The 24,732-nt window shown below is 32.3% G+C and carries 27 protein-coding genes, 1 tRNA gene and 1 pseudogene; 15 read left to right on the top strand and 14 right to left on the bottom strand.

What is annotated here, in order from left to right; translation table 11 throughout:
• The 7 genes from H527_RS21395 to H527_RS0104180 all read right to left on the bottom strand — a co-directional run.
• A partial coding sequence (locus H527_RS21395) for a hypothetical protein (RefSeq protein ID WP_035087382.1) occupies positions 1-318 on the bottom strand: 318 nt, incomplete at its 3' end.
• A 9-nt stretch (positions 319-327) separates the two neighbouring features.
• Positions 328-2,139: a type VI secretion system Vgr family protein gene (locus tag H527_RS0104155; RefSeq protein WP_027411535.1), complete on the bottom strand. Its 1,812-nt coding sequence runs from the start codon at positions 2,137-2,139 to the stop codon at positions 328-330.
• Between the two features lie 558 nt (positions 2,140-2,697).
• On the bottom strand, positions 2,698-3,180 hold the full coding sequence (locus tag H527_RS0104160) for a hypothetical protein (RefSeq protein WP_027411536.1): 483 nt from the start codon (positions 3,178-3,180) through the stop codon (positions 2,698-2,700).
• Positions 3,181-3,206: 26 nt separating this feature from the next.
• On the bottom strand, positions 3,207-3,710 hold the full coding sequence (locus tag H527_RS0104165) for a BAR domain-containing protein (protein WP_027411537.1): 504 nt from the start codon (positions 3,708-3,710) through the stop codon (positions 3,207-3,209).
• 216 nt (positions 3,711-3,926) lie between these two features.
• Complete coding sequence (locus H527_RS0104170) at positions 3,927-4,184, bottom strand: hypothetical protein (protein ID WP_027411538.1); 258 nt, start codon at positions 4,182-4,184, stop codon at positions 3,927-3,929.
• Positions 4,184-4,444 (bottom strand): hypothetical protein, encoded by a 261-nt coding sequence (locus tag H527_RS0104175; protein WP_027411539.1) that lies wholly within the window; start codon positions 4,442-4,444, stop codon positions 4,184-4,186. Before H527_RS0104175 ends, H527_RS0104170 begins: the two co-directional genes overlap by 1 nt.
• A gap of 15 nt (positions 4,445-4,459) precedes the next feature.
• Complete coding sequence (locus H527_RS0104180; protein ID WP_027411540.1) at positions 4,460-4,681, bottom strand: hypothetical protein; 222 nt, start codon at positions 4,679-4,681, stop codon at positions 4,460-4,462.
• Between the two features lie 291 nt (positions 4,682-4,972).
• Between H527_RS0104180 and H527_RS0104185 the strand changes: the two genes are divergently transcribed.
• Positions 4,973-5,320, top strand: a complete 348-nt coding sequence (locus tag H527_RS0104185) for a hypothetical protein (protein WP_027411541.1) — start codon at positions 4,973-4,975, stop codon at positions 5,318-5,320.
• On the opposite strand, the gene H527_RS0104190 is transcribed toward H527_RS0104185, so the two are convergent.
• On the bottom strand, positions 5,310-5,531 hold the full coding sequence (locus H527_RS0104190) for a hypothetical protein (protein ID WP_027411542.1): 222 nt from the start codon (positions 5,529-5,531) through the stop codon (positions 5,310-5,312). The two genes, H527_RS0104185 and H527_RS0104190, sit on opposite strands and share 11 nt — an antisense overlap.
• Positions 5,528-6,253: a hypothetical protein gene (locus H527_RS0104195; protein WP_027411543.1), complete on the bottom strand. Its 726-nt coding sequence runs from the start codon at positions 6,251-6,253 to the stop codon at positions 5,528-5,530. Before H527_RS0104195 ends, H527_RS0104190 begins: the two co-directional genes overlap by 4 nt.
• Positions 6,254-7,037: 784 nt before the next feature.
• On the opposite strand from H527_RS0104195, the gene H527_RS0104205 reads away from it, so the two are divergent.
• Positions 7,038-7,244 carry a hypothetical protein gene (locus H527_RS0104205; RefSeq protein WP_155837804.1) on the top strand — a complete coding sequence of 69 codons (207 nt, stop codon included), beginning with the start codon at positions 7,038-7,040 and terminating at the stop codon, positions 7,242-7,244.
• Between the two features lie 457 nt (positions 7,245-7,701).
• Positions 7,702-8,532 (top strand): annotated as a pseudogene (locus H527_RS24795) (recombinase family protein); the annotation flags it as partial.
• Between the two features lie 733 nt (positions 8,533-9,265).
• Here H527_RS24795 and H527_RS0104215 read toward each other — a convergent pair.
• Positions 9,266-9,350, bottom strand: a tRNA-Leu gene (locus tag H527_RS0104215).
• 147 nt (positions 9,351-9,497) lie between these two features.
• Here H527_RS0104215 and H527_RS0104220 point away from each other — a divergent pair.
• The 6 genes from H527_RS0104220 to H527_RS21400 all read left to right on the top strand — a co-directional run bounded on the left by H527_RS0104220 (position 9,498) and on the right by H527_RS21400 (position 16,274).
• Complete coding sequence (locus tag H527_RS0104220) at positions 9,498-10,439, top strand: ribose-phosphate pyrophosphokinase (protein ID WP_027411546.1); 942 nt, start codon at positions 9,498-9,500, stop codon at positions 10,437-10,439.
• Between the two features lie 25 nt (positions 10,440-10,464).
• Positions 10,465-11,076, top strand: coding sequence for a 50S ribosomal protein L25/general stress protein Ctc (locus H527_RS0104225; RefSeq protein WP_027411547.1), 612 nt, complete (start codon positions 10,465-10,467; stop codon positions 11,074-11,076).
• A 203-nt stretch (positions 11,077-11,279) separates the two neighbouring features.
• Positions 11,280-11,909, top strand: a complete 630-nt coding sequence (pth, locus tag H527_RS0104230) for an aminoacyl-tRNA hydrolase (RefSeq protein WP_027411548.1) — start codon at positions 11,280-11,282, stop codon at positions 11,907-11,909.
• A 147-nt stretch (positions 11,910-12,056) separates the two neighbouring features.
• On the top strand, positions 12,057-12,989 hold the full coding sequence (locus H527_RS0104235) for a bifunctional riboflavin kinase/FAD synthetase (RefSeq protein WP_027411549.1): 933 nt from the start codon (positions 12,057-12,059) through the stop codon (positions 12,987-12,989).
• Complete coding sequence (locus H527_RS0104240; protein WP_027411550.1) at positions 12,986-14,302, top strand: HTTM domain-containing protein; 1,317 nt, start codon at positions 12,986-12,988, stop codon at positions 14,300-14,302. Before H527_RS0104235 ends, H527_RS0104240 begins: the two co-directional genes overlap by 4 nt.
• A gap of 70 nt (positions 14,303-14,372) precedes the next feature.
• Positions 14,373-16,274, top strand: a complete 1,902-nt coding sequence (locus H527_RS21400) for a tetratricopeptide repeat-containing sensor histidine kinase (RefSeq protein WP_051316627.1) — start codon at positions 14,373-14,375, stop codon at positions 16,272-16,274.
• A 10-nt stretch (positions 16,275-16,284) separates the two neighbouring features.
• Here the strand turns inward: H527_RS21400 and H527_RS24295 are convergent, their stop codons facing one another.
• Positions 16,285-16,455 (bottom strand): hypothetical protein, encoded by a 171-nt coding sequence (locus H527_RS24295; protein WP_169726188.1) that lies wholly within the window; start codon positions 16,453-16,455, stop codon positions 16,285-16,287.
• Between the two features lie 17 nt (positions 16,456-16,472).
• Positions 16,473-17,144 carry a DUF2293 domain-containing protein gene (locus H527_RS21405; protein WP_035087426.1) on the bottom strand — a complete coding sequence of 224 codons (672 nt, stop codon included), beginning with the start codon at positions 17,142-17,144 and terminating at the stop codon, positions 16,473-16,475.
• A gap of 286 nt (positions 17,145-17,430) precedes the next feature.
• On the opposite strand from H527_RS21405, the gene serS reads away from it, so the two are divergent.
• Positions 17,431-18,702 (top strand): serine--tRNA ligase, encoded by a 1,272-nt coding sequence (gene serS / locus H527_RS0104260; protein ID WP_027411551.1) that lies wholly within the window; start codon positions 17,431-17,433, stop codon positions 18,700-18,702.
• Between the two features lie 52 nt (positions 18,703-18,754).
• Here serS and H527_RS23865 read toward each other — a convergent pair whose 3' ends face one another.
• Positions 18,755-18,907, bottom strand: coding sequence for a hypothetical protein (locus tag H527_RS23865; protein WP_155837805.1), 153 nt, complete (start codon positions 18,905-18,907; stop codon positions 18,755-18,757).
• Between the two features lie 209 nt (positions 18,908-19,116).
• On the opposite strand from H527_RS23865, the gene H527_RS0104265 reads away from it, so the two are divergent.
• From H527_RS0104265 to mgtE, 4 genes are all read left to right on the top strand, one after another.
• Positions 19,117-20,904: a tetratricopeptide repeat protein gene (locus H527_RS0104265; protein WP_027411552.1), complete on the top strand. Its 1,788-nt coding sequence runs from the start codon at positions 19,117-19,119 to the stop codon at positions 20,902-20,904.
• 99 nt (positions 20,905-21,003) lie between these two features.
• Positions 21,004-21,318, top strand: a complete 315-nt coding sequence (locus H527_RS0104270) for a DUF4286 family protein (RefSeq protein WP_027411553.1) — start codon at positions 21,004-21,006, stop codon at positions 21,316-21,318.
• Positions 21,311-22,171 (top strand): 16S rRNA (adenine(1518)-N(6)/adenine(1519)-N(6))-dimethyltransferase RsmA, encoded by an 861-nt coding sequence (gene rsmA, locus H527_RS0104275; protein WP_027411554.1) that lies wholly within the window; start codon positions 21,311-21,313, stop codon positions 22,169-22,171. Before H527_RS0104270 ends, rsmA begins: the two co-directional genes overlap by 8 nt.
• 195 nt (positions 22,172-22,366) lie before the next feature.
• Entirely contained in the window at positions 22,367-23,722 is a 1,356-nt protein-coding gene (gene mgtE, locus H527_RS0104280) for a magnesium transporter (protein ID WP_027411555.1), read from the top strand.
• A gap of 116 nt (positions 23,723-23,838) precedes the next feature.
• Here the strand turns inward: mgtE and H527_RS0104285 are convergent, their stop codons facing one another.
• Entirely contained in the window at positions 23,839-24,018 is a 180-nt protein-coding gene (locus tag H527_RS0104285; protein WP_027411556.1) for a hypothetical protein, read from the bottom strand.
• A gap of 176 nt (positions 24,019-24,194) precedes the next feature.
• Here H527_RS0104285 and H527_RS0104290 point away from each other — a divergent pair, with 176 nt between their 5' ends.
• Complete coding sequence (locus H527_RS0104290) at positions 24,195-24,590, top strand: acyl-CoA thioesterase (RefSeq protein ID WP_035087385.1); 396 nt, start codon at positions 24,195-24,197, stop codon at positions 24,588-24,590.
• The last annotated feature ends 142 nt before the right edge of the window (positions 24,591-24,732 follow it).

Below are 24,732 nucleotides of genomic sequence, written 5' to 3' on the forward strand. Positions count from 1 at the left end.
CCGTCCTATAATCTGGGATAATTCTTCTATAACCGTAAGCGTTGTCTGGTCTTTTTTGTTTTTATACACCTTATCTATTAGTACTAAATAATTACCCGTATCTTGTTTATAGAATGCTATGCTACAATCGTATACCAGAGTGGTTACCACATCTAATGGGTTACGGATCGTATCTTTAATTTTTAGATCAGGCGTATGCACTTGTGTTTCTATCTCGAGTATATACTTATTTTGCCATACAGGGACTTTATCTTCTTGCAAGGCTTGCCCTATGGTTCTTATTTTTTTAGGTGCTTTTTTTTTGGTGGACCAAAACATATCGTAGTATTAAAATAACCTTACTTTTTCGCCACTTTGTAGATCTATCTCTTTACCAGAGGCTAACTCCAGATTTTCTTTGCTACTATCCAACCGAATCTTATCGGCAGTTTCTTCTATTTCACTAGCAATAACTGTCTTTTTTTCTGTAAGATTAACTTCCTTATTGGTGGCTTGTTCTATAAGGTCTTCGCTGGCAGATAATTCTATATTTTCGCCTGCATTAACCATCACATTTTCGCCTGCATGCACTTCTGTCATTTTTCCTGAGGTAGCGGTAATATTTTCTTCGGCATCCAGATGGATGTTTTTTGCTTTTAGCGTTATGGTATCATTAGCAGAAATCGTGATATTGTTGCCATGGGTATCGATATGGATACTATTATTGTTTTTATCTTTTATCGTTATACTCTCGCTATTATTAGTATCGTTAAACTCTATGGTATGCCCGCTTCGGGTAATGATACTTTTATAGTTGTTTTGGTCTTTTCCTCCTGCGCCAGTAGATCCGTTAAAAAGGCTACCTAGTACAAAAGGGCGGTTAGGATCGTTGTATCGAAATCCTACCATTACCTGATCACCTACCTCTGGGATAAATACATGCCCCCTGTTTTGTGCATGGTGGGTACTGCTTCCTGCATCGGGGGTCATTACCCGTATCCAAGAGGTTTTCATCTCTGCGATTTGCCATTGAAACTGTACTTGTACCCGTCCTTTTTGTTTTGGGTCTTCGTTAGATACTACCGTTGCTATTTGGGGATGCGCTTCTGGAAAATCTACTTCTGGTTCTGGTAGTATTTGGATGCCCGAGGATATCGCCTCAAAACTATTGGTGTACTCGCTCGATCCTGTTGCGTCGTGTGTGATTTTTGTGATAATATACTCCCCATAGTTTTTGATATCAAAAGCTCCAATGCCTTTTTGTGCAGCAGTTACTTTAATTACAGAACCTATGGTTAATCCTTGTTTGGTACTGGTGCCACTAAGCACACTTGCTGTGGCAACGGCACTTGCCTGTTTGTTTTTAACAATGGTATCTATCTCACTTTTATCTTGTACTCTGGTAGTGGAATAGCCTTTGGTATCTACATTAAAAAGAGATTTAGAAGTCTCAAAAGCATGCGTCCCCAGTTCGTTTAATCCTGCTACTTGTCCTAACGTTTTGGATTCGTTTTTGGTGTCTTCTAAAGCGTTATAGCTAAAATTTGTACCACTACTGGCAATAGTTTTTATAGAAATATTAATACTATCCATATCTGCACCATATTCTATAGCGATAGGGTTTGGTAGTGTGGGTTTCCCAAAAACCAATTGTACCCCATCATAATACAACCATTCGTTATATTGTTTTGCCATACGTTGTATAAACTTAAAATGGCTTTCCCTGTACTGGGTTTGATATTCTATACGAGAACTATACACAGGGGATACCTGTGCTGGTATGTCTACAGCATTAATGGTATCGGTTAATATGGATCTTAAATTGGTGTCCTGCCAGGAGCGCATATGGGGGCTGTTTTCTAAAGCAATGGTTTTGGAGTAGCCACTAACCACCAGTTTACCATCATAACCATGTTCATGGCAAAGGTTCACATCGGTAACAATGCCAATAAACTCGGTATCGTTAAAATTGATGACCACCGATTTGCCAAGCCATTCTTTGGAGGCATCTAAGGTATATGCCCCTACCGTTTCTATACTATCATAGTCTACCGTAATCGAAAAAGAATGATGGTCGTTAATGGATTGTTCTAGGGTTACTTGCTCGAAGTTAAAAAGAGGTTCTCCGTTTATTCTAAGGGATGTTTTTGGTTCTATCATGGAGTGGTTTTATTTGGATATTCTATGTTTTTATTTACAATATATCAGTACGTATTGCACAACAAGGTTTTAAGCTCATATAATCCTATATAAAATTCTACTTTACTAAATAAACCTGTAAGGAAACCTAACCAAGCGACTGCTTGTATATAGAGCAAGAACACTCTATGATGAATCCGTATGACAGTTTATATAAAAAAGAAGAAGTTTTTAAATTGTCATTTCTTCAGTTATAAAATTAAGGGTTCTAATGCTTGCATGTTCATTTCCTATAAATTTTAACAAATAGCTTTGTTTTTTGGGGTGAAATTATGGTTAGCCCGTATTATTGCTATGTTTTGGGAGGGGGAAAAACCCCCTTTTGGATTTTTGGTTGTGCTTATATTTTTCATAAAAGTTGGTTTTTTATGTATGATTATGTCGTGAAACCTTAATTTATAATGCAATAATAGAGCTTAAAAGTTTCATTTTCCGACACCGTGGTATTTTTTCTAAAAAAAAGCATAAGTAGGGGTTCTTAGGTACATTTGGTTTCGGGGTTGGGGGCGGTACACAAAATTAATCGGGGTCGATTTGATCTAACAACTCTAAGAACCGTAAACGACCAGTTACGGGATTCTTACTTTTTGGGGAATGTTTTTTCAAAAAATCAAGGACTATAGCTTCCAGATGGGATTCTGTAAAGGTCATTTGCAGGTTATCTTTGGTATAGTCCAGTAGCCGTAATTGCCAAGGCGTGATAAAATAGATCTGCTCTCCACCCATAAAATTGGGCAATAAGGTTTTGATCTTGTATATTTTGATATACTGGCAATGGTCATGCAAATAACAATACCCATAGCGATAGTCATCTACTGCGCTGATATTTGTTTTTATAGAGGTGTTTTCTATCTGTTTTTTAATTTCCTCATACTGTATCGGGCTTTTAAAATCCATAAGCATGGTTTCTATTTTTAAGAGGATATCGTATATCTCTATTTTTTCTAAGCCGTTTAATTGTTTAAAAACGTTCTGGATGATGGTATCTTGGTATGTTATCATTTTGGTAGTCAATAGGGATTAAGAGTTTACTGCATTACATATTTTTTATAGGTAGCAAAAAGACTTTTTACATGGTTTCTGGCATTTTCTTCTTTTTCTTTTTTGGTTTTCATATAGTACCATACGGCTGCATCGGTTTTATCTTTAGCCATAATTGTGATAGCGTTATATTCTTCTTTGGTAAGTAGCTTATATCCTTTGGGGCAGATCTGGGTAAATCGTGCAAAAACATCTTCTCCTTTAGCGGTTTCTATAAAAGAGGGATGGATGGATTTATAGGTAAGCTCGTATTTGGAGTTTTTGTTACGCGACATATAGCTTTGTACCACCTGATTTGCAGTTTCCCGATTCGGGTAAATCCCAAAAACCCTGTCGCCAGCATAGGTAATGCCTTCAAAGCGGATTACTTCTTTTAAAAACACCGCTTCCAGATTCTTTTCTGGGGATTGCCCAAAACAGCTAATGGAAATAAAAAGCTGCAAGAAAAAGAACAGAGGTTTATTAAAATGGTTTGGTAAAAGTATTCGCATTAGTTGTTTTTGGTTTTAAGAGTTTATTTTTTTACAAAGACATCTGGGTACTTTGGTAACCGATGGAATTAAATAAGCTTTCCATACAAAAACAAAACACTTCCCCAAGCGCAAAGCTTTTTTGTACTATTTAAAAGTTCTTACTTACGAGCTACCTCCCATACCCAGTATCCTTGCTAGGAAAAACACAAACTCAACTCAAATGTAATTCCCGTTTTATGGCTTGTTTTTAGCATTCCAATATTTCTTTAAATTTATTTTTTTAACCATTGTCATAATACGATCATAAGTACCCTTGCCAATGATTATAATGCCTTTTTCCTTTTTTACTTCTACAACAGGATTTATATTTTTTAGCACTTCTGCAATGACTTCTTCTGCGGAAAGTATACGACTTAGTTCTACTATCTTTTGCTGTACCAAGATCTGATCTTCTTTAGATAATTGGTTGTATTTAGAATCACTATCCAGCATTAGTAATACATTGCTTTACGAAGCTGTCTGTTATATGCTTTATCTCTAAGTACAAAAATTCTAGTCCTGTAAATGATCTGTATTGCCTCCTCTACAGGTACTCCTTTTTTATACAATCGAATACTCCATTGGTATAACAAGCATTCATAACATTTTCCTGCTTGAATACAATCTTTAAAATCGTTTATGTCTATATGAAAGTGCATTACTATGCTAGAAATAAATTCTTTCTGGTGTTTGTAATATTTTTTGGCTTTCATTTTATTTTGAGGGGTTTAAAATCGAGTTATTTTTTTTAAATGTCCATAGAGTATGGTTATTTCACAATCTGTTAACTTACCGAGATCGGAAGCAAACTTTTGAATTCTACCTTTACGGAAACCAAGTAGTTTTTCCATATGTCTAATATTAAGCGATTGTTTATGCTTGCGTAGATAATGAGTTACTTTACGTCTCCTGTTTTTTGCCTTTAATAAGTCTCTTTCGTACTCGTCCATCTTTTCATATTTTGTTATACAACAATAAAATGACACTCGAAAAGCGATTGGGGAAATCTTCAAACGTGCCTGTTAATTGGCAATACGGAAATCCGTATTATGTTATGACGATGATATTTATGAACTCTATAAATAGATAAGGGATATTCTAATTTTATCAATCTATCTAAATTGCCCATTTTTAATTACATTTGCTTATCTTAAAAACAAGATTCGCACAATTGTTCGCTAAATTAGAACAATTGTGCGTATAAACAAAATATTACAAGACTTTTTTTAAAAAAATCATGAATGGGGTTTTACCAAAAACTAAAATCATATAAAGAAACAAGCGGTTTGTCTTATGACGAACTCGGTGAACCTATAGGTATGAAAGGGAATGCGCTGAGGATGGCTATTAACAGAGAAAGCTTGAGTGATCTTCAGAAAAAAACATTAGAACCTTTTTTTGTTAATAAACTGGACGATAAACATCCTGTGAAAAAGCAACTTGACGAAGTATATCGATTTTTATCCCAGTATACAGAGCTTGCTTTGCAAGACCCTCGAATTAAGAAAATAATTGATAGAGAAGTTGCTAAACGCCTATTTGATGTTGCCTCTAGCAAAGAAGCATTAGAAAAATTTCTTAATAGCTAAGTTTTAGTGAGTGTTTGAAAAATGCTGACGCCTCCAAATAATTATCGTTAAAAAGAGAAGATATTTGTTGTTTTACTTTGATTTTTTCTGTCTTCAATTCTTCCTCTAATCTTTTATCAATCTCTTGCTCCAAAAACGTAAATACCTTCTTTGATATAAATCCAGAATCATGAATATTTTGATTGATTTGTTTAGCTTCTCTTCTGTTCATTTTTCTACGGTATCTGCTTTTAAGCTATTATACTCGTTAAGTGTTTCAACAAGATATTCTTTTTTATCTTTCGTCTGAATATAACGACCATATATTCGATAAGATATTAAATAAGTTAAATGTTGAATTTTACTTGTTAATTCTAATACTGAAAAATGTCTTTTACGTGCCCATCTAATGAAAAAGAAAACACTCGTATTAATAAGTAATGAGCCTAAGAATAGTAAAATGTAATAGAATGAGTAAGGAATGTCTGGTTTAGGATAAAGTGAATAGATGGTAAACCATACCGATACTAAACCAAAGAAGCATAGCACTACGATTACTGTTTTTTGAAACAGAGGATTTTCACGATCTTTGTAACTATAGATCCAAGCACAAAACAATGTCAAAAAGAATAAACAAAAATACGGCGAACCACCTAATAAAAAGCGCCTCCAGTTACTCCAACCAAAGACGCGATTTATAATTATAGAATCATATGCTCTGAAGCAAGTGATCTTACCGTTAGTAATTTCTATTTCATAAGTGTCATCTAATATGTTAAGCCCTTCATGCAATTCTGTATCTGCAATGGAATAGGAACGATCTATCTTCTTTGATAAAAATGTATGTGTAAGTGGAGTGAATCCAATGGTACAAAATAGAAGTGCTATCAAGTAATATTTAACGTTCTTCCAACTCGTCTTTGCTGGTTTTGTAAATAGGTATATCTTTTTCATTATCAATGCCGATTTCATCCTCAATGCTCGCCTTGGTACAGGAGGAAATTATTGCTGTGGTTAAAAATAACAAAGAAATTGAGAATACACATGTTTTAAAATTCATCGCCTTAAGATTTAAAGTGTTACTAGTGAAAAAACTAATATTAATCATCTGATTTTCAAATAAAACTACCACCTTATTTAAGAAATAAATAATTTATTTTTCTATATTTTAATGGTTATTTTGCACCTTTTTTAAAAGAAAATTGAAGTTTTTCTATCTATATTCTTACTGTCTTTTTAATGAAAATGAACATAAAGTCTATGAAAACAGTTAAAGTTGTTAATTATTGAATACAAACAACTGATAAACAATATATTAAATCCTTAATTACAATATGGTTATCCCGTATATTAGTCATATTACTAATTATGACTATAAAACTATAACTGCCATATTAAAAAAAATTAGATTATAGAAATGTAGAATTAAATTAATGTGTCCTTATCAAGGAGTTTTTAAGTATTTTCAAAATTGAAAAACACGCACCTATACTATAAAAGCAAATTAAATATTATCATAAATCTCATTTTTCTTTGTGATTTTTTATTTTTTCTGTTTTAAAGTATTAATTTAGTCCTTGTATTAAGAAAATAACACTACTACTCCAACAAAAGAGATTTGTGCATTTTTCTTAGCCTACCCATAGATCACGCAACCTATAAAGTTGAAAAATAACTAATCGCGTATTACCACTGACAATGAAATCAGACTAATACGACCTGAAAAACATTAACGCCTATGTTAATGAAGCCAGATCGTGCTGATTTTTGTCAAATAATCAAAAAATTAGCCAAAAGTAAAAAAATGACCCCAGATCGTCTGCGGTCATTCTCAGGATTTGAATCCTTAACTGATGATGAAGCAGAAAAAACAATTCTCATGATGGAGCAATTCTGTGAGATAATCTTTAAACATATATCATCGTCTAATTATGAACAACAATGAAAGAAGGTATAAAAATCATAATGAATTATATTTAATTGAACATATATATCAATACTTTGATATTTTTTGAAAAATGTAACGGTTTTTTTTTAAGTTTGTAGGATAAGTAGCAAGAAACCCTCTATATGATGTGTTGATTTTGTTTCTTAAAAAATAAGACAGACGGTCGCTACAAACCGCAGTATTATTAATCTTACACGTGTTCTGACCGACGCTACAATCGGATTTTCACGACCTTAAAACCATTAACACCTATGTTAGTGAATAAAGATCGTGTTGATTCGAAAGAACAACGGCTTAAACAATTCCGAAAAATCAAAAAAATGACTCCTAAACGTCTAAGAACGTTTACAGGTTTCGAAAATGTATCTGATAAGGAAGCAGAACATATCATTCTTACAATGGAAGAATTTTGTAAAATAATGTTTAACCACATTACAAAGGGAAAGTAAAAAATATGGAAAATTTAAGGGTATTTCAAAAGTTTGGAAACAAATCAAAAAATCAAAAAATAGTACAAACTAATAGGGCTGTTATATACACTCGGGTATCTACTAAAGAACAAGCCATGAATAATGCCAGTCTAGAAACTCAAAAGACATACTGTGAAGATTATGCTCATAAAAACGGGCTTCAGGTAATATCCTATTTTGGAGGAACATACGAATCTGCAAAAAGAGATGATCGTATAGAGTTTCAAAAGATGTTACGTTATGTAAAGAACAAAAATAATAAGATATCATTTATCCTAGTATATGCCTATGATCGTTTTTCAAGAACAGGGGGTAGTAGTATAGGGCTAAGCGAAGAACTCAAGACCAAAGGCATTAACATTCTATCGGTAAGCCAACCTATAGATTTTAGCAACGATATAAGCAGTATCGTTTGTGAAAATCTATTTCACATGAATAGTCATATTTCCAATATGAACAGTAGAAACAAAATTATCACAGGAATGAAATCCAAACTTTCCAAAGGATATTGGATTAATACCCTTCCTTTTGGATACACTAATCTTAATCCAGGAAAAGGAAAAGCCCCCAATATTGTTATTAACGAAGATGGAAAACTACTAAAGCTTGCCTTTCAATGGAAATTACATAAAGATATGACCTATCGTGAAATTGCTGAAAGACTACAGAGAAAAGGATTAAAAATCAGATCAAAAAAATTAAGTGATTATTTTAGAAACCCTTTTTACTGTGGGGTAATTGTCCATAATCTACTTGATGAACCCATTTTAGGAAAACATGAGCCCTTAATCTCCAGAAGGGAATTTGCGAAAATAAATGATCTCCTATACCAAAATGGGAAGAAGTACACTAAGGATGATGAAAACCTACCCTTAAAACAATTTATTACAGCAGTTTCCTGTGGTACAAAATATACTGGATATCTAGTAAAACGTAAAAACCTCTACTACTATAAAAACAATCGGATTGGAAGCAAAGAAAATAGAAGTGCTAAAGTAATGCACCAAAAATTCGAAGAGGTTTTACGTCAGATCCAGATTAAAGACAAAAAGTACATCGCTCCTATGAAAGAGATTATGAAATATGTTTTTATAAAAGAACATGAGGAACAATTAAAAGAATATGATATCCAACAAAAGAAAAGCAAAGAAATAGAAAAAAAACTTGAAGTACTAGAGGAAAGATTTGTATTTCGTGAAATTACCGATGAGCAATTCCACAAATTTGAAGCAAAGTTAAAGCAGGAATTAAATACGATTCAAGTATACAATACTAAAAACACCTTTAATTTATCGAACCTTGAAAAATCTATTAATTTAGCATTACAACTTTCTTGTAACTTACAGGAATTATGGAACTTAGGAGATTTAGAGACAAAAAAAGCTGTACAGCATATGGTTTTTCCTGAAGGAATTCTATTTGATTATGAAAATGACTGTTATCGAACCCAGCGAATTAATTCATTATTTGGTATAATCCCTTCATTATCAAATAATTTTGATAAAAATAAAAACGGGATAACACCTAAAAATAAGGAGTTATCCCGTCTGGTACTCAAGGTGGGAATCGAACCCACACGACCGAAGTCACTGGATTTTGAATCCAGCGCGTCTACCAATTCCGCCACTTGAGCATATTGGGACGACAAAATTAATAAAATATTTGTTTGTTCTCACTAAATAACTAATAAAATAAGTGATAGAGTTGAAATAAATTTTTAAATTTGCACCTTGTTTTTAAAAAACAAGTTTTAACTCATTACAAAACAACATTTTACCCTATGCAACCCGGAGTTACAGAAGCAAAATTTTTTGCATGCAGCCAAAGTACAGAACTTGCCGAAAAAATAGTAGCAGCCTATGGCGCTAAATTGGGTAAAATCATTACGTCTACCTATAGTGATGGTGAATTTCAACCTTCCTTTGAGGAATCTGTTAGAGGCTCCAGAGTTTTTATTATTGGATCTACACACCCAAGCTCAGATCATTTAATGGAAATGTTACTAATGCTAGATGCTGCAAAAAGAGCATCTGCAAGACATATCACAGCAGTATTACCTTATTACGGTTGGGCTCGACAAGACCGAAAAGATAAACCAAGAGTCCCGATTGCAGCCAAGTTGATTGCCAAAATGCTAGAAACCGCAGGAGCAACAAGGATTATAACAATGGATTTACATGCAGATCAAATTCAAGGATTTTTTGAAAAACCAGTAGATCATTTATTCGCTTCCACTATATTTTTGCCATATGTACAATCCTTAAACCTAACCGACCTTACCATTGCTTCTCCAGATATGGGAGGCTCTAAAAGGGCGTATGCATATTCTAAAGCCCTAATGAGCGATGTTGTAATATGTTATAAGCAAAGAGAAAAAGCAAATATAATTTCGCATATGGAATTAATAGGTGATGTTACCGGAAAAAATGTAGTTCTGGTTGATGATATGGTAGATACTGCAGGAACATTAACCAAAGCCGCAGATTTGATGATGGAAAGAGGTGCTAAAAGTGTTAGAGCAATATGTACCCACCCTATCCTATCTGGTAACGCATATGAAAAACTAGAAAAGTCAAAATTAGAAGAATTAATCGTTACAGACTCTATTCCTCTAAAACAAAAAAGTGATAAAATCAGAGTGGTAAGCTGTGCTAACTTATTTGCAGATGTTATGAGCCGTGTTCATAACAATCAGTCTATCAGCTCTAACTTTATAATGTAAATCAATAATTAATAAATACTTAAAAATGAAATCATTAACAATCAATGCATCTCAAAGAGAAAGCGTAGGCAAAAAAGCAACAAAAGCCTTACGTAATGCTGGACAGGTACCTTGTGTTATTTACGGTGGAGACACTATTGTACACTTTGCAGCGCCAGAAATTGCTTTCAAAAATTTAGTGTACACTCCAGACGTTCATACCGTGGTAATAGCGTTGGATAATGGTACAAAAATAAACGCAATATTACAGGATATTCAGTTTCACCCTGTAACCGATAAAATTTTACATATCGATTTTATTGAAATTTTTGACGATAAACCAATTACTATGAATATCCCTTTTAAAACAACAGGAAACTCTCGTGGAGTTCGTGCTGGTGGGGTCTTACGTTTTAACTTAAGACGTATTAAAGTAAAAGGTCTTTCTTCTAACCTTCCTGATTTTATAGAAGGAGATATCACTAACTTAAAAATTGGAAACAAGTTATATGTTACCGATGTAGCTAGTGAAGATTACACAATACTTCATCCAGATAATACCGTTATCTGTATGATCAAAACATCTCGTACTGCAGTTGCAGATGATGAGGATGAGGAAGAAACTGAAACAACTGAAGCTCCTGCAGCAGAAGCTTAATTTTTCAGATTTAATATAATATAAGAGCATTCTGATTTGTTTTCAGAGTGCTTTTTTTATTTTTATAAAAAATTTAAGATCGTATCCCCCGATTTCATAATCGAGGTCAGGCTATCGCTGTATCTTTTTTATTGCCCTCTTCTACAAGCCATGAGCACAATAAAAAAGACGCCGCTCCTATCCTTTACGCAAAAAACAAAAACATGTTTTCGATAATTAAAAAATTATTTTTAAAACAAAAAACAAAAGAAACCCAAGAAGATCTTATGAAAAAATTTCTTGTTGCCGGTCTTGGTAATATCGGCCCCAAATACCAAAATACACGCCATAATATTGGCTTTAAGATTTTGGATTACTTAGCCAAAGAAGAAGACCTATCTTTTGAAACCAAAAAACTTGGAGACGCAGCGGTATATAAGTATAAGGGAAGAACCATTATACTACTAAAACCCAATACGTATATGAACCTTAGCGGAAAAGCGGTGCGATATTGGCTAGAAAAAGAAAAAATCCCTGTAGAAAACCTTTTGGTCATCACAGACGACATCAATCTTTCTTTTGGAGTAATACGTCTTAAACCTAAAGGAAGCGCTGGAGGGCATAATGGACTTAAAGATATAGAGGCACAATTACAAACCTCACAATATTCTAGATTTAGATTTGGAGTCGGAGATGAGTTCGGAAAAGGAAGACAGGTAGATTATGTATTAGGAGAATGGACTAAAGAAGAAGAATCCGCTATGATAGAGCGATTACCAAAAGGAATCTCGCTAATTCAATCTTTTGCTACAGCAGGAATAACAAATACGATGAATACCTTTAACGGAAAATAAAGAAACGTGTCATAACTATTTTTTATTTTTACAATTACTTTAAATTTTTGCTTCGTTAAAAGAAACTTTAATAATCAAATTAATGTCAATCACACTAGTCAATGGCAAATTGAATCTGACAATGAAAAAAACATCAAAACAGAATAGATGAAACGCTATACAGATGCCAAAACATATGATAATCAAATACCCTCTGTAGTTACAGTAGGTACTTTTGATGGTGTACATATTGGTCACAAAAAAATAATCGATCGTCTTATAGAAAGCGCAGAAAGAAATGGATTAGAATCTGTTATTCTAACATTTTTTCCGCATCCCAGAATGGTATTACAACAGGACTCTGATATAAAGCTTATCAATACTATTGAAGAACGTATTCAAATTTTAGAAAAAACTAAACTTTCGAGTGTTGTTATCCATCCTTTTACTAAAGAGTTTTCTCGACTCACTGCAGGAGAATATGTCCAAAAAATTTTAGTAAATCTACTTAATACAAAACATATTATTATAGGGTATGATCATCGTTTTGGTCGTAATCGTAATTCTAACATAACCGACCTTGCATCTTATGGTATAAAAAACAGTTTTACTGTCGAAGAAATTTCTAAACAAGACATTGATGATGTAGCAGTAAGTTCTACCAAAATAAGAGAGGCATTATTAGAGGGAGATATCACCAAAGCCAACAGTTATTTAGGATATGAATTTATGCTAACTGGTACCATAGAAAAAGGAAAAAAAATTGGCCGTACACTAAATTATCCTACAGCCAACCTACATATTAAAGAAGAATATAAACTTATCCCAAAAAATGGAGTATATATAGTAAAATCTACTATCGATAATAAAACTTGTTTTGGCATGATGAATATTGGCACTAATCCCACTGTTCATGGAACACACCAAACCATAGAAACCCATTTTTTTGACGCCACCTTTAACTTGTATGACAAAAAAATCCAAATTCAAATGCTAAAAAGAATTCGAGACCAAAAAAAGTTTAACTCTTTAGAAGAATTACAAGAAGCCATGCAAAAAGACGAAGATTTTTCTCGTGATTACATAAATACATTAGTATGATTAATCGTTGGTTGTTCTCGCATATAGATAACAGCGCCCTTATAGTATTCAGAGTTATTTTTGGGTTTTTAATTGCTGCAGAAGCTATAGGAGCTATTTTTACTGGCTGGGTTACTCGTACTCTTGTAGAACCAAAATTTACGTTTAATTTTATTGGTTTAGATTTTTTACAACCTTTACCTGGTAACGGTATGTATTATTACTTTGCAGTAATGGGCGTTTTTGGGATTTTAGTTATGATCGGTTTTAAATATCGATGGAGTATGATTGGATATACAATACTATGGGCAGGAGTGTATTTTATGCAAAAATCATCTTACAATAACCATTACTATCTACTATTACTGCTCTGTATAATAATGACTACATTACCAGCAGGGAGTTATTTTTCTATAGATGTAAAAAGAAACCCATTGCTTCAAAAAATATCCATGCCAAGATGGTGTATATTGCTTATCATTGCCCAGCTTTGGATCGTCTACACCTATGCATCTGTTGCCAAATTATACCCAGACTGGCTAGATTATACTGTTGCAAAAAACCTAATGGCTGGCAGGGCTCATTATCCCATTATAGGTAGTGCTCTTCAAGAACACTGGACTCATATATATATTGCTTATTTTGGAATTTTATTTGACCTTTTAATTATCCCGCTTTTATTATGGAAAAGGACCAGGTTATTGGCTTTTTATATCAGTATATTTTTCCATCTTTTTAATTCTATTATTTTTCAAATAGGAATATTCCCTTATTTATCACTAGCTTTTAGTGTGTTTTTCTTTTCTAAAGAAAAGATACATCACATTTTTATGAAGAAAAAGAAATTTTATACTGCCAATGAGGTAATCATCCCTACGTATCGCAAAATTTTACTACCTGTACTTGCATTATGGCTTATTATACAAATATCGCTCCCTATTCGCCATTGGTTTATCCCAGGAGATGTCTTGTGGACTGAGGAAGGACACCGATTAAGCTGGCGCATGATGCTAAGAGGAAGATCTGGTAATACTAGTTTTTTTATAGTCGATAAAAATGATCCCGAAGGAAAACGACAAGTAGTAAATAAAAGCGAATATCTCTCTAAAAAACAATTACGCTTAGTATCCTCAAGACCAGATGGAATATGGCAATTTGCACAAAAACTCAAAAAAGAATATGCTACAAAAGGTAAAGATATATCTGTTTATGTAACTAGTAAAGTATCCGTAAATGGTAAAAAATATAAAACATTGATTGATCCAGAAGTGGATATTGCTAACACCAAATGGAATTATTTTACAACCAATTCATGGGTTCTAAAATACAACTAGTATCAATCATTCTTTTTTTAGATATCTATTTATTTTTAAACACCACTTCAATCTAATCAAAACGATTAAAATGTATCGACACTTAATTAAAATAATATATAGTGTTATTATAGTACTATCGATTTCGGCTTATAGTCAAAACAAAAAAGAAATAACTATTTTTTCTTCCTTTGGAACAATTCCTAACACTGTAGATCCAAAATTGTATCTGGAACTTAAAAAAAGCTCTAATACTCTTACCACATTACAGCTTGTCGAAAAAATAGGTAGAATACATCTATTAGCAGGCAATACCGATTCTATAATTTATTATGGAAACCTTTTAAAAACGACTACTCTAAAAGAAAAAATATCCGATAAGCAAGCATACCTTTCTAAAGCTAACTACATTATAGGCTCTGGTAAACTTAAAAACGGGCTCTACGACGAGGCTATGAAATATTTTATAGAAGGTATTTCTAATTCCCCTATTTCAAAAATGCAAATAATGCATTATAAACATCAACTAGGACTAGGGATTGTATATTTAAAACAAAAGCAATATGATTTGGTTTTTCCTATTTTAAAATCTTGCATAAAAGAATCCAAAGACGAAGAAACCATAATACTTGCCAAAAAAACCTTAGGAGACACCTATTTTGAACAACAAAATGATAATGAGGCTAAATTTTATTATCTAGATGCTCTAAACAATATTCCTAAAAATACTTTTAACAAAACTCGAATAGAAATACAACTAAACCTAGGGAGAATAGAAGCTTTTCATGATCGAAATATCGAAGCCATAAATTATTTAATACCAATCATGAAAGAAGCTAAAGACAATCAATTTTATGATTTATATATAGAAATAGTTTATCACGTAGGAAGAACTTATCATAAATTAGGAGAATATGAATCGGCAGAAATAATATTAAACACCGCCTATGTTAATGCTGTACAATGGAATAGATTAGAATCACAAAAAAAGGTTATACAAATGCTTAAAAACCTTTATGTTGAGCGCAAAAATTATAAAAATGCTTATAGCTTAATGACGCAATATATAGATGTCTCTAATCAAATAATAAGAAAACAAAATCAAAAAATTACAAAAGAGATAGAAGTAAAATACCAAACTCTTCAAAAAGAAAAAGAAATACTATCTCTTAAAGAAGAGCAATTACTAAAAGAAAGCGAAATTAAAAAAGAACAAACTATCAAGAAGGCTTTTTTGATTGGTTTTCTTATTATCTTAATTCCTATAATCGGATTACTGTTTGTCTATTTTCAAAAACTAAAAACTCAAATCGCGCTTAACAAATCTCAAGAAGAAGTAAATACTCAAAAAGTATATGGGCTAATGAAAGATCAGGAGTTAAATTTGATTAAAGCTACTATGGAAGGACAGGATAATGAACGACAGCGCTTAGCACAAGAGCTACATGATAGTGTTGGTGGAAACCTTGCTAGCATAAAACTACAACTATCTAATACCGAAAAAATTAATGACCAGCAAATTAACATCATTAAACAGATAGATGAAACTTACAATCAAGTAAGAGATTTTTCGCACAATCTTATTCCAAAAAAATTTCAAAAAAATTCTATTTCGACATTAGTAAAAGAATACATTCATAATGTAAAAAACGGAAGCGATCAAAACATATCATTTCACCCACATCCTGAAGACCTAATAGACCAAATTAATCCATCATTTACAGAGGAGTTATTTAAAATCATACAAGAGCTATTGACTAATTGTTTAAAACATGCGAAAGCCAAAAATGTAGATATTTACCTCAATCACCATAAAGATTCTATCCAATTACTTTTTGAAGATGATGGCGTGGGTTTTGAAATTCATAAAACAGTGGAAGGTATTGGTTTTAAAAACATAAAAAATCGATTAAACCATTTGTCAGGAAATATACATATAGATTCTGCTGTTACAAGAGGCACTGTTATTAGTATAGAAATCCCATTAAAATAACATTTAAAAATTAAGCAGAATCATTTTCCTTATTTACAGCATCAGAAGCTTTTTTTATAATCGCTTTTAATCGTTCTGCCCTCAATTCTTTTTCTTTTCGTAACTTATTCTTCTTTCGATTCATAAGTTTAGTATGCTTAGCCTTATTTTGGGTGTTTTTTTCTTTTCCTTTTTTTGCCATACACAAAATTATGTAATTTACCCTTTCCATTGTCGCAGTACATGATTTATATCATATCGTACCTCGGATCGAATTTCTTTTTTACCTTTTCCTTGTCCAAATCGATTATCATAGTCTGTTTCTGCATGTCGTATATGTGCTTCTACAGCAAGATCAATCATTTTAGCATCAAATTGTTTAGCATCGGCTGTACGCCCTACTCTACCACTATATTTTTCACAAGCATGTTTTGCTATATCCTCCTCTCTTTTGGCAGGACAATTGGGGTATCGTTGTCTAATAGCTTTGGCAAATGCAACCTTATATTCTTGATCCTTTATCTCTCGAATTACGGCTGCTTTTTTATTTTTATCATCTCGTATCGCCTGATCTTTTTCACATTCTAATCGTGCTTTTTCTATCGCGATTTCTTCTACCAATTGCCCTTGGCGCTCATAGCGTTTTCTACGCTGGTTCCATGCCAATACTACCCCGCAAAGTGTAGAGTGTTTTTTAGAACGTCTGGTCATAGCAGCATTTCCAGGAGGCAACATCACATACCCTATAAATGGAGAACAACTAAAACAGGTTCCTTTATGATTTTCACTTTCTGCTACAAAAGATTTTCCTTTTCGAATACTTTTGCCACAATTCATACATCGAAGCTTCTCTTTTTTGGTAAGAAATATATTTTGTGCTACTGTTGCCAATTTTACTGTTTTAAAAAAAACAAAAATACTAGATATAGAGTTAATCAGCAACCTTAGAACAGGCTTACAAGATGTGCTTGTGAAAATATATATTGTTTTTGAGTAATTTTCTTAAAATTCACTATCTAACTATACCATAGATACCCTTAAATTTATTTAATTTTACTCTTTCATTGCGATAGGGATAGAAGCGACATCCTTTTTTTAATGGCGTACTGAGTTTTTCGAAGTACATAATTTAAAAAAGATATAGCGGATAGCCTGGCAATCGCCCAAAAAAGATATCATGTTAGTAGTACAAAACATCCTAGCAAACAAAGAGGCTTATATTACGGCTTTGGCTAAACGAAATTTTGATGCCGCTCCGGTTTTAGAAGAGGTTATTACCCTAGATGAAAACCGTCGTGCCACCCAAGCTAAATTAGATAATATTCTAGCAGATTCTAATAAATTCTCTAAAGAAATAGGTATTTTATTTAAAAATGGGGAGCAACAAAAAGCAAATCTTTTAAAAGAAAAAACAGCTCAACTTAAAGAAAACTCCAAACAATTATCTACAGAGCTAAACGATATACAAGAAAAATTAGTTCAAACGCTATATACTATTCCAAATATCCCAAATGACTCTGTGTCAAATGGGCAAAGTGATGACGATAATGAAGAAATTTATAAAGAAGGAGAAATCCCAACATTGCAAGAAGGAGCTTTACCGCATTGGGAACTTGCTAAAAAATATGATATTATAGATTTTGAATTAGGGGTAAAAATAACTGGTGCTGGTTTTCCTGTGTACAAAGGTAAGGGCGCTCGATTACAACGTGCTTTAATTAATTATTTTTTAGATAAAAATACTGCTGCTGGATATAAAGAGTTTCAAGTACCGTATTTAGTCAATGAAATCTCTGGCTATGGCACTGGACAATTACCAGATAAAGAAGGACAAATGTACCATGTTACAGGAGATGATTTATACCTAATCCCAACCGCAGAGGTTCCTGTAACCAATATGTTTAGAGATGAATTAGTTACTGAGAGTGAATTACCTATTTGCTGTACAGGATACACCCCATGTTTTAGACGCGAAGCTGGTTCTTATGGCGCTCATGTGCGTGGATTAAATCGTTTGCATCAATTTGATAAAGTAGAAATTGTGCGCATAGAAAAACCAGAAAACTCGTACAAAGCATTAGACGGTATGGTAGAACATGTAAAAGATATTCTTAGAGAGTTACAACTACCCTTCCGTATTTTACGTCTTTGTGGTGGTGACATAGGGTTTACCTCAGCGTTAACATTTGATTTTGAAGTTTTTTCTACCGCACAAGATCGTTGGTTAGAAATTAGTTCTGTATCTAATTTTGAATCATATCAGGCTAATCGTTTAAAATTACGTTTTAAAGATGCCAATGGAAAAAACCAATTAGTACATACATTAAATGGCAGTTCATTAGCATTACCAAGAGTTCTTGCTGGTATTCTAGAAAACTACCAAACTCCAAAAGGCATCAAAATACCTGATGTACTAGTCCCTTATTGTGGTTTTGAATATATAGATTAAGAAAAGACTATATAAACTAAGTCCTGCTATACGAAATATTACATAACAGGACTTAGTTATAAATATATATTCGTTTATTCTTTATATTCGCCAATAGCTGCAATCTATCTTTACCATAATCTTGCCTAAAATATACATAACGATCTCCATTGTAATTTAAATTCGTATTATTTTGTGGCCATCTTGCTTGAATATGACAACTCATACAATTGGTTTGAATATTAAAATTATTTTTAATTTTTTAGACTAGTCTAAAAAAATCAATAACCTCGGAGAATTAAACTGCACAATGTGTATTAAACTTCTTATAACGAATAAAAAAACCGAAAAAAGATGATAACCCTCTACAAATAAAGGATATTCATAATATACTACTAAGAAGCATTTTGCTATATTTACAAAAAAACTTATAAAATGCGCCTTATATTTTTGTACATCTCCTTATTATTTACTTTATCGACAGTTGCGCAGTCGGAGCAATTGGCAAAAAATTATATAGAGCAAGGACAATATGAAAAAGCTCTTACTGTGTATAAAAAATTATATACCAAAAATCCTAATCGTATTAATTATTTACTAGGACTTGTAGAATCTTATCAGCAATTAGAACAGTTTGATGAAGCTGAAAGTGTTTTGAAAAAAACGATGGAAAGAAGTCCTAATAATGCACAAATTTTAGTTGAATTAGGGCATCACTATGATCTTCAGGGGGAAAAAGAGGAGGCACGATCTTATTACAATAAAGCTATAGAAGCATATAGCAATAGTAGTACTAATCATGCATATTCTCTTGCTAAAAATTTTGAAAAATACAGTCTTTTAGATGATGCTGCTTTGATTTATGAAAAAGGGATGAGAGATAATCCAGGAACTAACTTTAACGTACAACTTGCCAAAATTTATGGAGAACAAGGCAAACTTGAAAAAATGTTTGAAAGCTATCTTGATTTACTAAAAATAGAGCACAATTATATAAATATTGTACAACGAAATTTTGAGGATTATATAACAGAAGATTCTATGAGTGAAGCTAATGTTATTTTAAAAAAATTACTCATAAAAAAACTTCAGCAAAATCCAGATATCTTGTATAACGAAATGCTAAGTTGGCTTTTTGTACAGCAAAAGGAGTTTAAGAAAGCTTTTACACAAGAAAAAGCAATTTATAAACGTAAGAATGAAGGTCCAGAAGGCATTATAGATCTAGCTAGAATTGCTATTGCTGAAAAAGATATTAAATCCGCTACAGAAATACTAAATTATATTTTGGAGACCACTGCTTCTAAAGACATGAAACTTACTGCTCATAAAATTATCTTGAAAGCAAAAGTTGATACTGCCACTAAAAAAGAATATAAAACCATTGTAGAACAATACAATACTGTATTTGAAGAATATGGAAAATCCAGAGAAACAATAGGATTACAGATAGATTATTCGCATTTCATGGCATTTAATCAAGATAAAAAACAAGAAGCTATTGATTTTTTAAAAGATATTTTAGAAAGAGAAAAGCTTTCCAGATTTCAGTCTTCCAGAATAAAAATGGAGATAGCCGATATCCTAATACTAGACCAAAAATTTAATCAGGCACTTATTTATTATACACAAGTACAAAACGCTTTAAAAAATAATTTTTTGGCTCAGGATGCCAGATTTAAAGTTGCTAAAACCAGCTACTATAAAGGGGATTTTGCTTGGGCACAAACACAATTAAATGTCTTAAAATCGTCTACTTCGCAATTAATAGCTAATGATGCTATGGAGTTAAGTCTTATTATTAGCGACAACTCTCTTGAGGATTCTACCCAAACTGCTTTAAAAATTTTTGCCAAAGCAGATTTATTAGCTTTTCAAAATAAAAATCAGGAAGCTATTGCAATGTATGAAACCATCTTAACACAACACAGAGGCGAAAAAATTGAAGACGAAGCTTTTTTATGTCAGGCAAAATTATTTGAAAAAGAAAAATTATTCGAAAAAGCGAAAGTTAACTATCTAAAAATTATTGAGTTTTATAATAATGATATTCTTGCCGACGACGCATACTACTGGTTGGCAGAATTATACGTAAACAAACTTGGAGAGCCAGAAAAAGCTAAAGAACTGTATGAGAAAATCATTTTTAATCATGCAGATAGTATCTACTTTGTAGAAGCTAGAAAAAAATATAGAACGCTTAGAGGAGATGCAATAAACTAGAGTATAACTCGTGATAATTTATAAGTCTTAGTTCACTACATTTGTCTGTTAGTAATTTTAGGTAAAAACTTATTATTATCATTAAAAATACAAACTACAATGTACATCTATAATGTTACTATAAATATTGAAGAGACTATTCATTATGAATGGTTAAACTGGATGAAAGACGAGCATATTCCTGATATGCTTTCTACAGGAAAATTCAGCAAAGCTTTGATGACAAAAGTACTAGTCGAAGAAGAAATGGGTGGCATCACCTACTCTGTGCAATATACCACTACCAGTAAAAAAACCTTACAAAAATACTATGATGAAGATGCAGATATTCTTAGAGCAAAATCAAATCGTTTTGCTGGTAAATTTGTAGCTTTTAGAACAGAATTAGAAATTGTAAGCGAACATAATGGCTAAACCAAAAAAAAAATACACTCCTAACCATACACGTTCTTCTGAAAAAACCGAGGTAAAAGCAAAAAAACACCTTGGTCAACATTTTTTGAAGGATGAAAGTATCGCTAAAAAAATTGGAGACACTCTTACTTTAAATAGTTATCGAAATGTTATTGAAATTGGCCCAGGAATGGGAGTGCTTACAAAATACATACTTCAAAAAGACCTAGATGTAATTGCTATGGATCTCGATAGCGAATCTATAGAATACCTCAACACTAATTTTCATCTCGAGCATCATGAAATTTTAAAAGGACATACTAAGTTTAAAGTAGTAGAAGCAGATTTTTTAAAGTTTGATCTATCTATGCTTTTTCCTGGAGAACAATTTGCTATCACAGGCAATTTTCCGTACAATATCTCTACCCAAATTGTTTTTAAAACCTTAGAAAACAAAGATCGTATTCCAGAATTTACTGGTATGTTCCAAAAAGAAGTTGCACAACGCATTTGTGAAAAAGCTGGTAGTAAAACATACGGTATTCTTTCTGTTCTCGCACAAGCATTTTATACTGCTGAATATTTATTTACTGTTCCCCCAGATGTTTTTAATCCGCCACCAAAAGTAGAAAGTGGCGTTCTACGATTAATTAGAAAAAAAGAATATTCACTTCCTTGTGATGAAAAATTATTTTTCAAGGTTGTAAAAACCTCTTTTGGACAACGACGTAAAACCCTAAGGAATAGCCTTAAAATTTTTCAATTAACAGAAGAAATTAGAGAGTTAGATATTTTATCTAAACGCCCCGAACAGTTATCTGTAGAGGAGTTCATCGAGCTAACATTAGTTGTACAAAATGCACCAATCGAGTAATTCAGATTTTGACTTAAATATATTACATAAAAAATATAATTTATATAACTATTATTCTTCAAAAAAAAACAACTAGGTATTCTACTGTAATATTGAATTACTTATATATTTAAAATAACATAACCATAAAGTGCAATCAAATTGTTTGGCTATCTTTGTTCCGCCTAGGCAAGGGATCTCTTAATAAATAAACATATGCAATTTCAAATTTCTGATGAACTTATCCAACAGGTAAAAGACCTCATTATTACAAAAGAGGACGTACATCTGCGAGATATACTTAATGAAATTCATTTTGCCGATGTTGCGGAAGTTTTAGGTGAACTTAGTTTACCAGAAGCTACTTATCTTATCAAACTACTGGACAGCGAAAAAACTTCTGAAGCACTAATGGAGTTAGAAGATGATTTTCGAGAACGTATTCTTGAAAATCTTTCAGCAAAAGAAATTGCTGAAGAGCTCGAGGAAATGGATACCGATGATGCTGCAGATATTATTGCAGAGTTACCAAATGACCTTGCAGAACAAGTAATTGCAGAGATAGAAGATGAACAACATGCCGAAGATATAAAAGAACTACTTTTGTATGATGAGGATACTGCTGGTGGCTTAATGGCTAAAGAATTAGTGAAAGTAAAAGAAACTTGGACTGTTGCTGGTTGTGTACGTGAAATGAGAATGCAAGCAGAAAATGTTACACGAGTACACTCTATATATGTAGTAGATAAAGAGGGAAAACTAAAAGGACGATTATCTTTAAAAGATTTATTAACTGCCTCTACAAAAACCCATATAAGTGAAATATACATACCAAAAGTAGACCATGTAGATGTTAATACAGAAGGAGAAGAAGTAGCTCGTATTATGCAAAAATATGATCTCGAGGCTATTCCTGTAGTAGACCTAGAAGGGGTTTTGGTTGGGCGTGTAACCATTGATGACATTGTAGATTTTATAAAAGATGAAGCTGAAAAAGATTATCAATTAGCTGCTGGTATATCTCAAGATGTTGAAGCAGATGATAATATCTGGGAGCTTACCAGAGCTCGTCTACCTTGGTTGATACTAGGGCTTTTTGGAGGATTAGGTAGTGTTTTTATCATGCAAGGTTTTGAAGATGTTATGGCAAATCCTAGAATTAGAGATTTGTTTTTTTATACCCCATTAATTGCTGCAATGGCTGGTAATGTAGGAGTACAATCTTCTGCTATTATCGTACAGGGATTAGCAAACAATGTAGTAAAAGGTAGTTTATTGAAACGATTGTTAAAAGAGGTTAGTCTTAGTTTGATTAATGGAACTGCATTAGCTTTACTTATCATCATCTTTGGTTTTATAATGGACTATGAACTTGCTTTTAGCTTAACAATTGCAACTGCATTAATGAGCGTTATTATTGTAGCTGCTTTAATAGGAACTTTTGTTCCTATAATTTTAGATAAAAAAGGTATTGATCCAGCTATTGCAACAGGTCCTTTTATCACAACCAGTAATGATATTTTTGGAATTTTTTTATTTTTCTATATTGCAAAGGTTATTTTAGGGTTTTAACAAAAAAATCTCCCACAATTGGGTCGAACACAATCAAAAAAAGCTTTATATTTTTCTAACTAGTTCAACCCAAAAATAAATACCAAAGAATTTTTTCTAGATTTACTCGAAACTTTTTAACAAGTATGTACTTGTGGACAAGCTATGTATTTATGACAGTATGCAGGACCAGTAACTGCCCCGCTGCAAGAACAACCACATAACGAAAGATCTACTCCTCCTTGTCCTTTAATTTTACTTTGATTTTCTCTAGAAAGCACATTTGCTCCTTTTATCTTTGAAAGATTCGTTTTCATGTAATTATATTTTAATGGTTAATAATTTTAAATTTATTATTAATTTTACTTACAGAAAATATTTTTAACTTTTTTAATAAATTATTTAGATAATCAAGCTTTATATATAAATAATTCATTAAATATCACTTAAAATCAACCAATTAAGCTATCTTTTTTTAATAAAACAAAAAATCATGAAACCCGAAGTTTTTGAATATCATCTTGCTGTACCAAAATCAGCAATTGATGATATGGAACATGTAAACAACGTAGTATATCTACAATGGGTACAAGATATAGCAAAAAAACATTGGGAATCTAAAACCGATAAAGCTATACAAAATACTTATGTTTGGGTAGTTCTTAATCATTTTATAGAATACCACCATCCCACCTTTGAAAATGAAAAGATCACCCTGCAAACCTGGGTGGATAACTATCGAGGAGTTAAAAGTGAACGTCATACCAAAATTATAAATACTACTACCCAAAAAGTATTAGTTTCTGCAAAAACCAGTTGGTGCCTTTTATATAAAGAATCCTTAAGACCTGCCAGAATTACAGATGAAATAAGTACTTTGTTTTTATAATGCTATATTTTTTCTCAAAAGAAATAAGTAAGTATAAAAGATAGTAGAATCAAAATTATATTGAAGAAATCTATAGTATCCGTTTTCATAAGGATTAAAAGTAAAAAGCTTCACAATCATAGTGAAGCTTTTTTAATGGTAT

Source organism: Aquimarina muelleri DSM 19832 (assembly GCF_000430665.1).
Lineage (GTDB): Bacteria > Bacteroidota > Bacteroidia > Flavobacteriales > Flavobacteriaceae > Aquimarina > Aquimarina muelleri.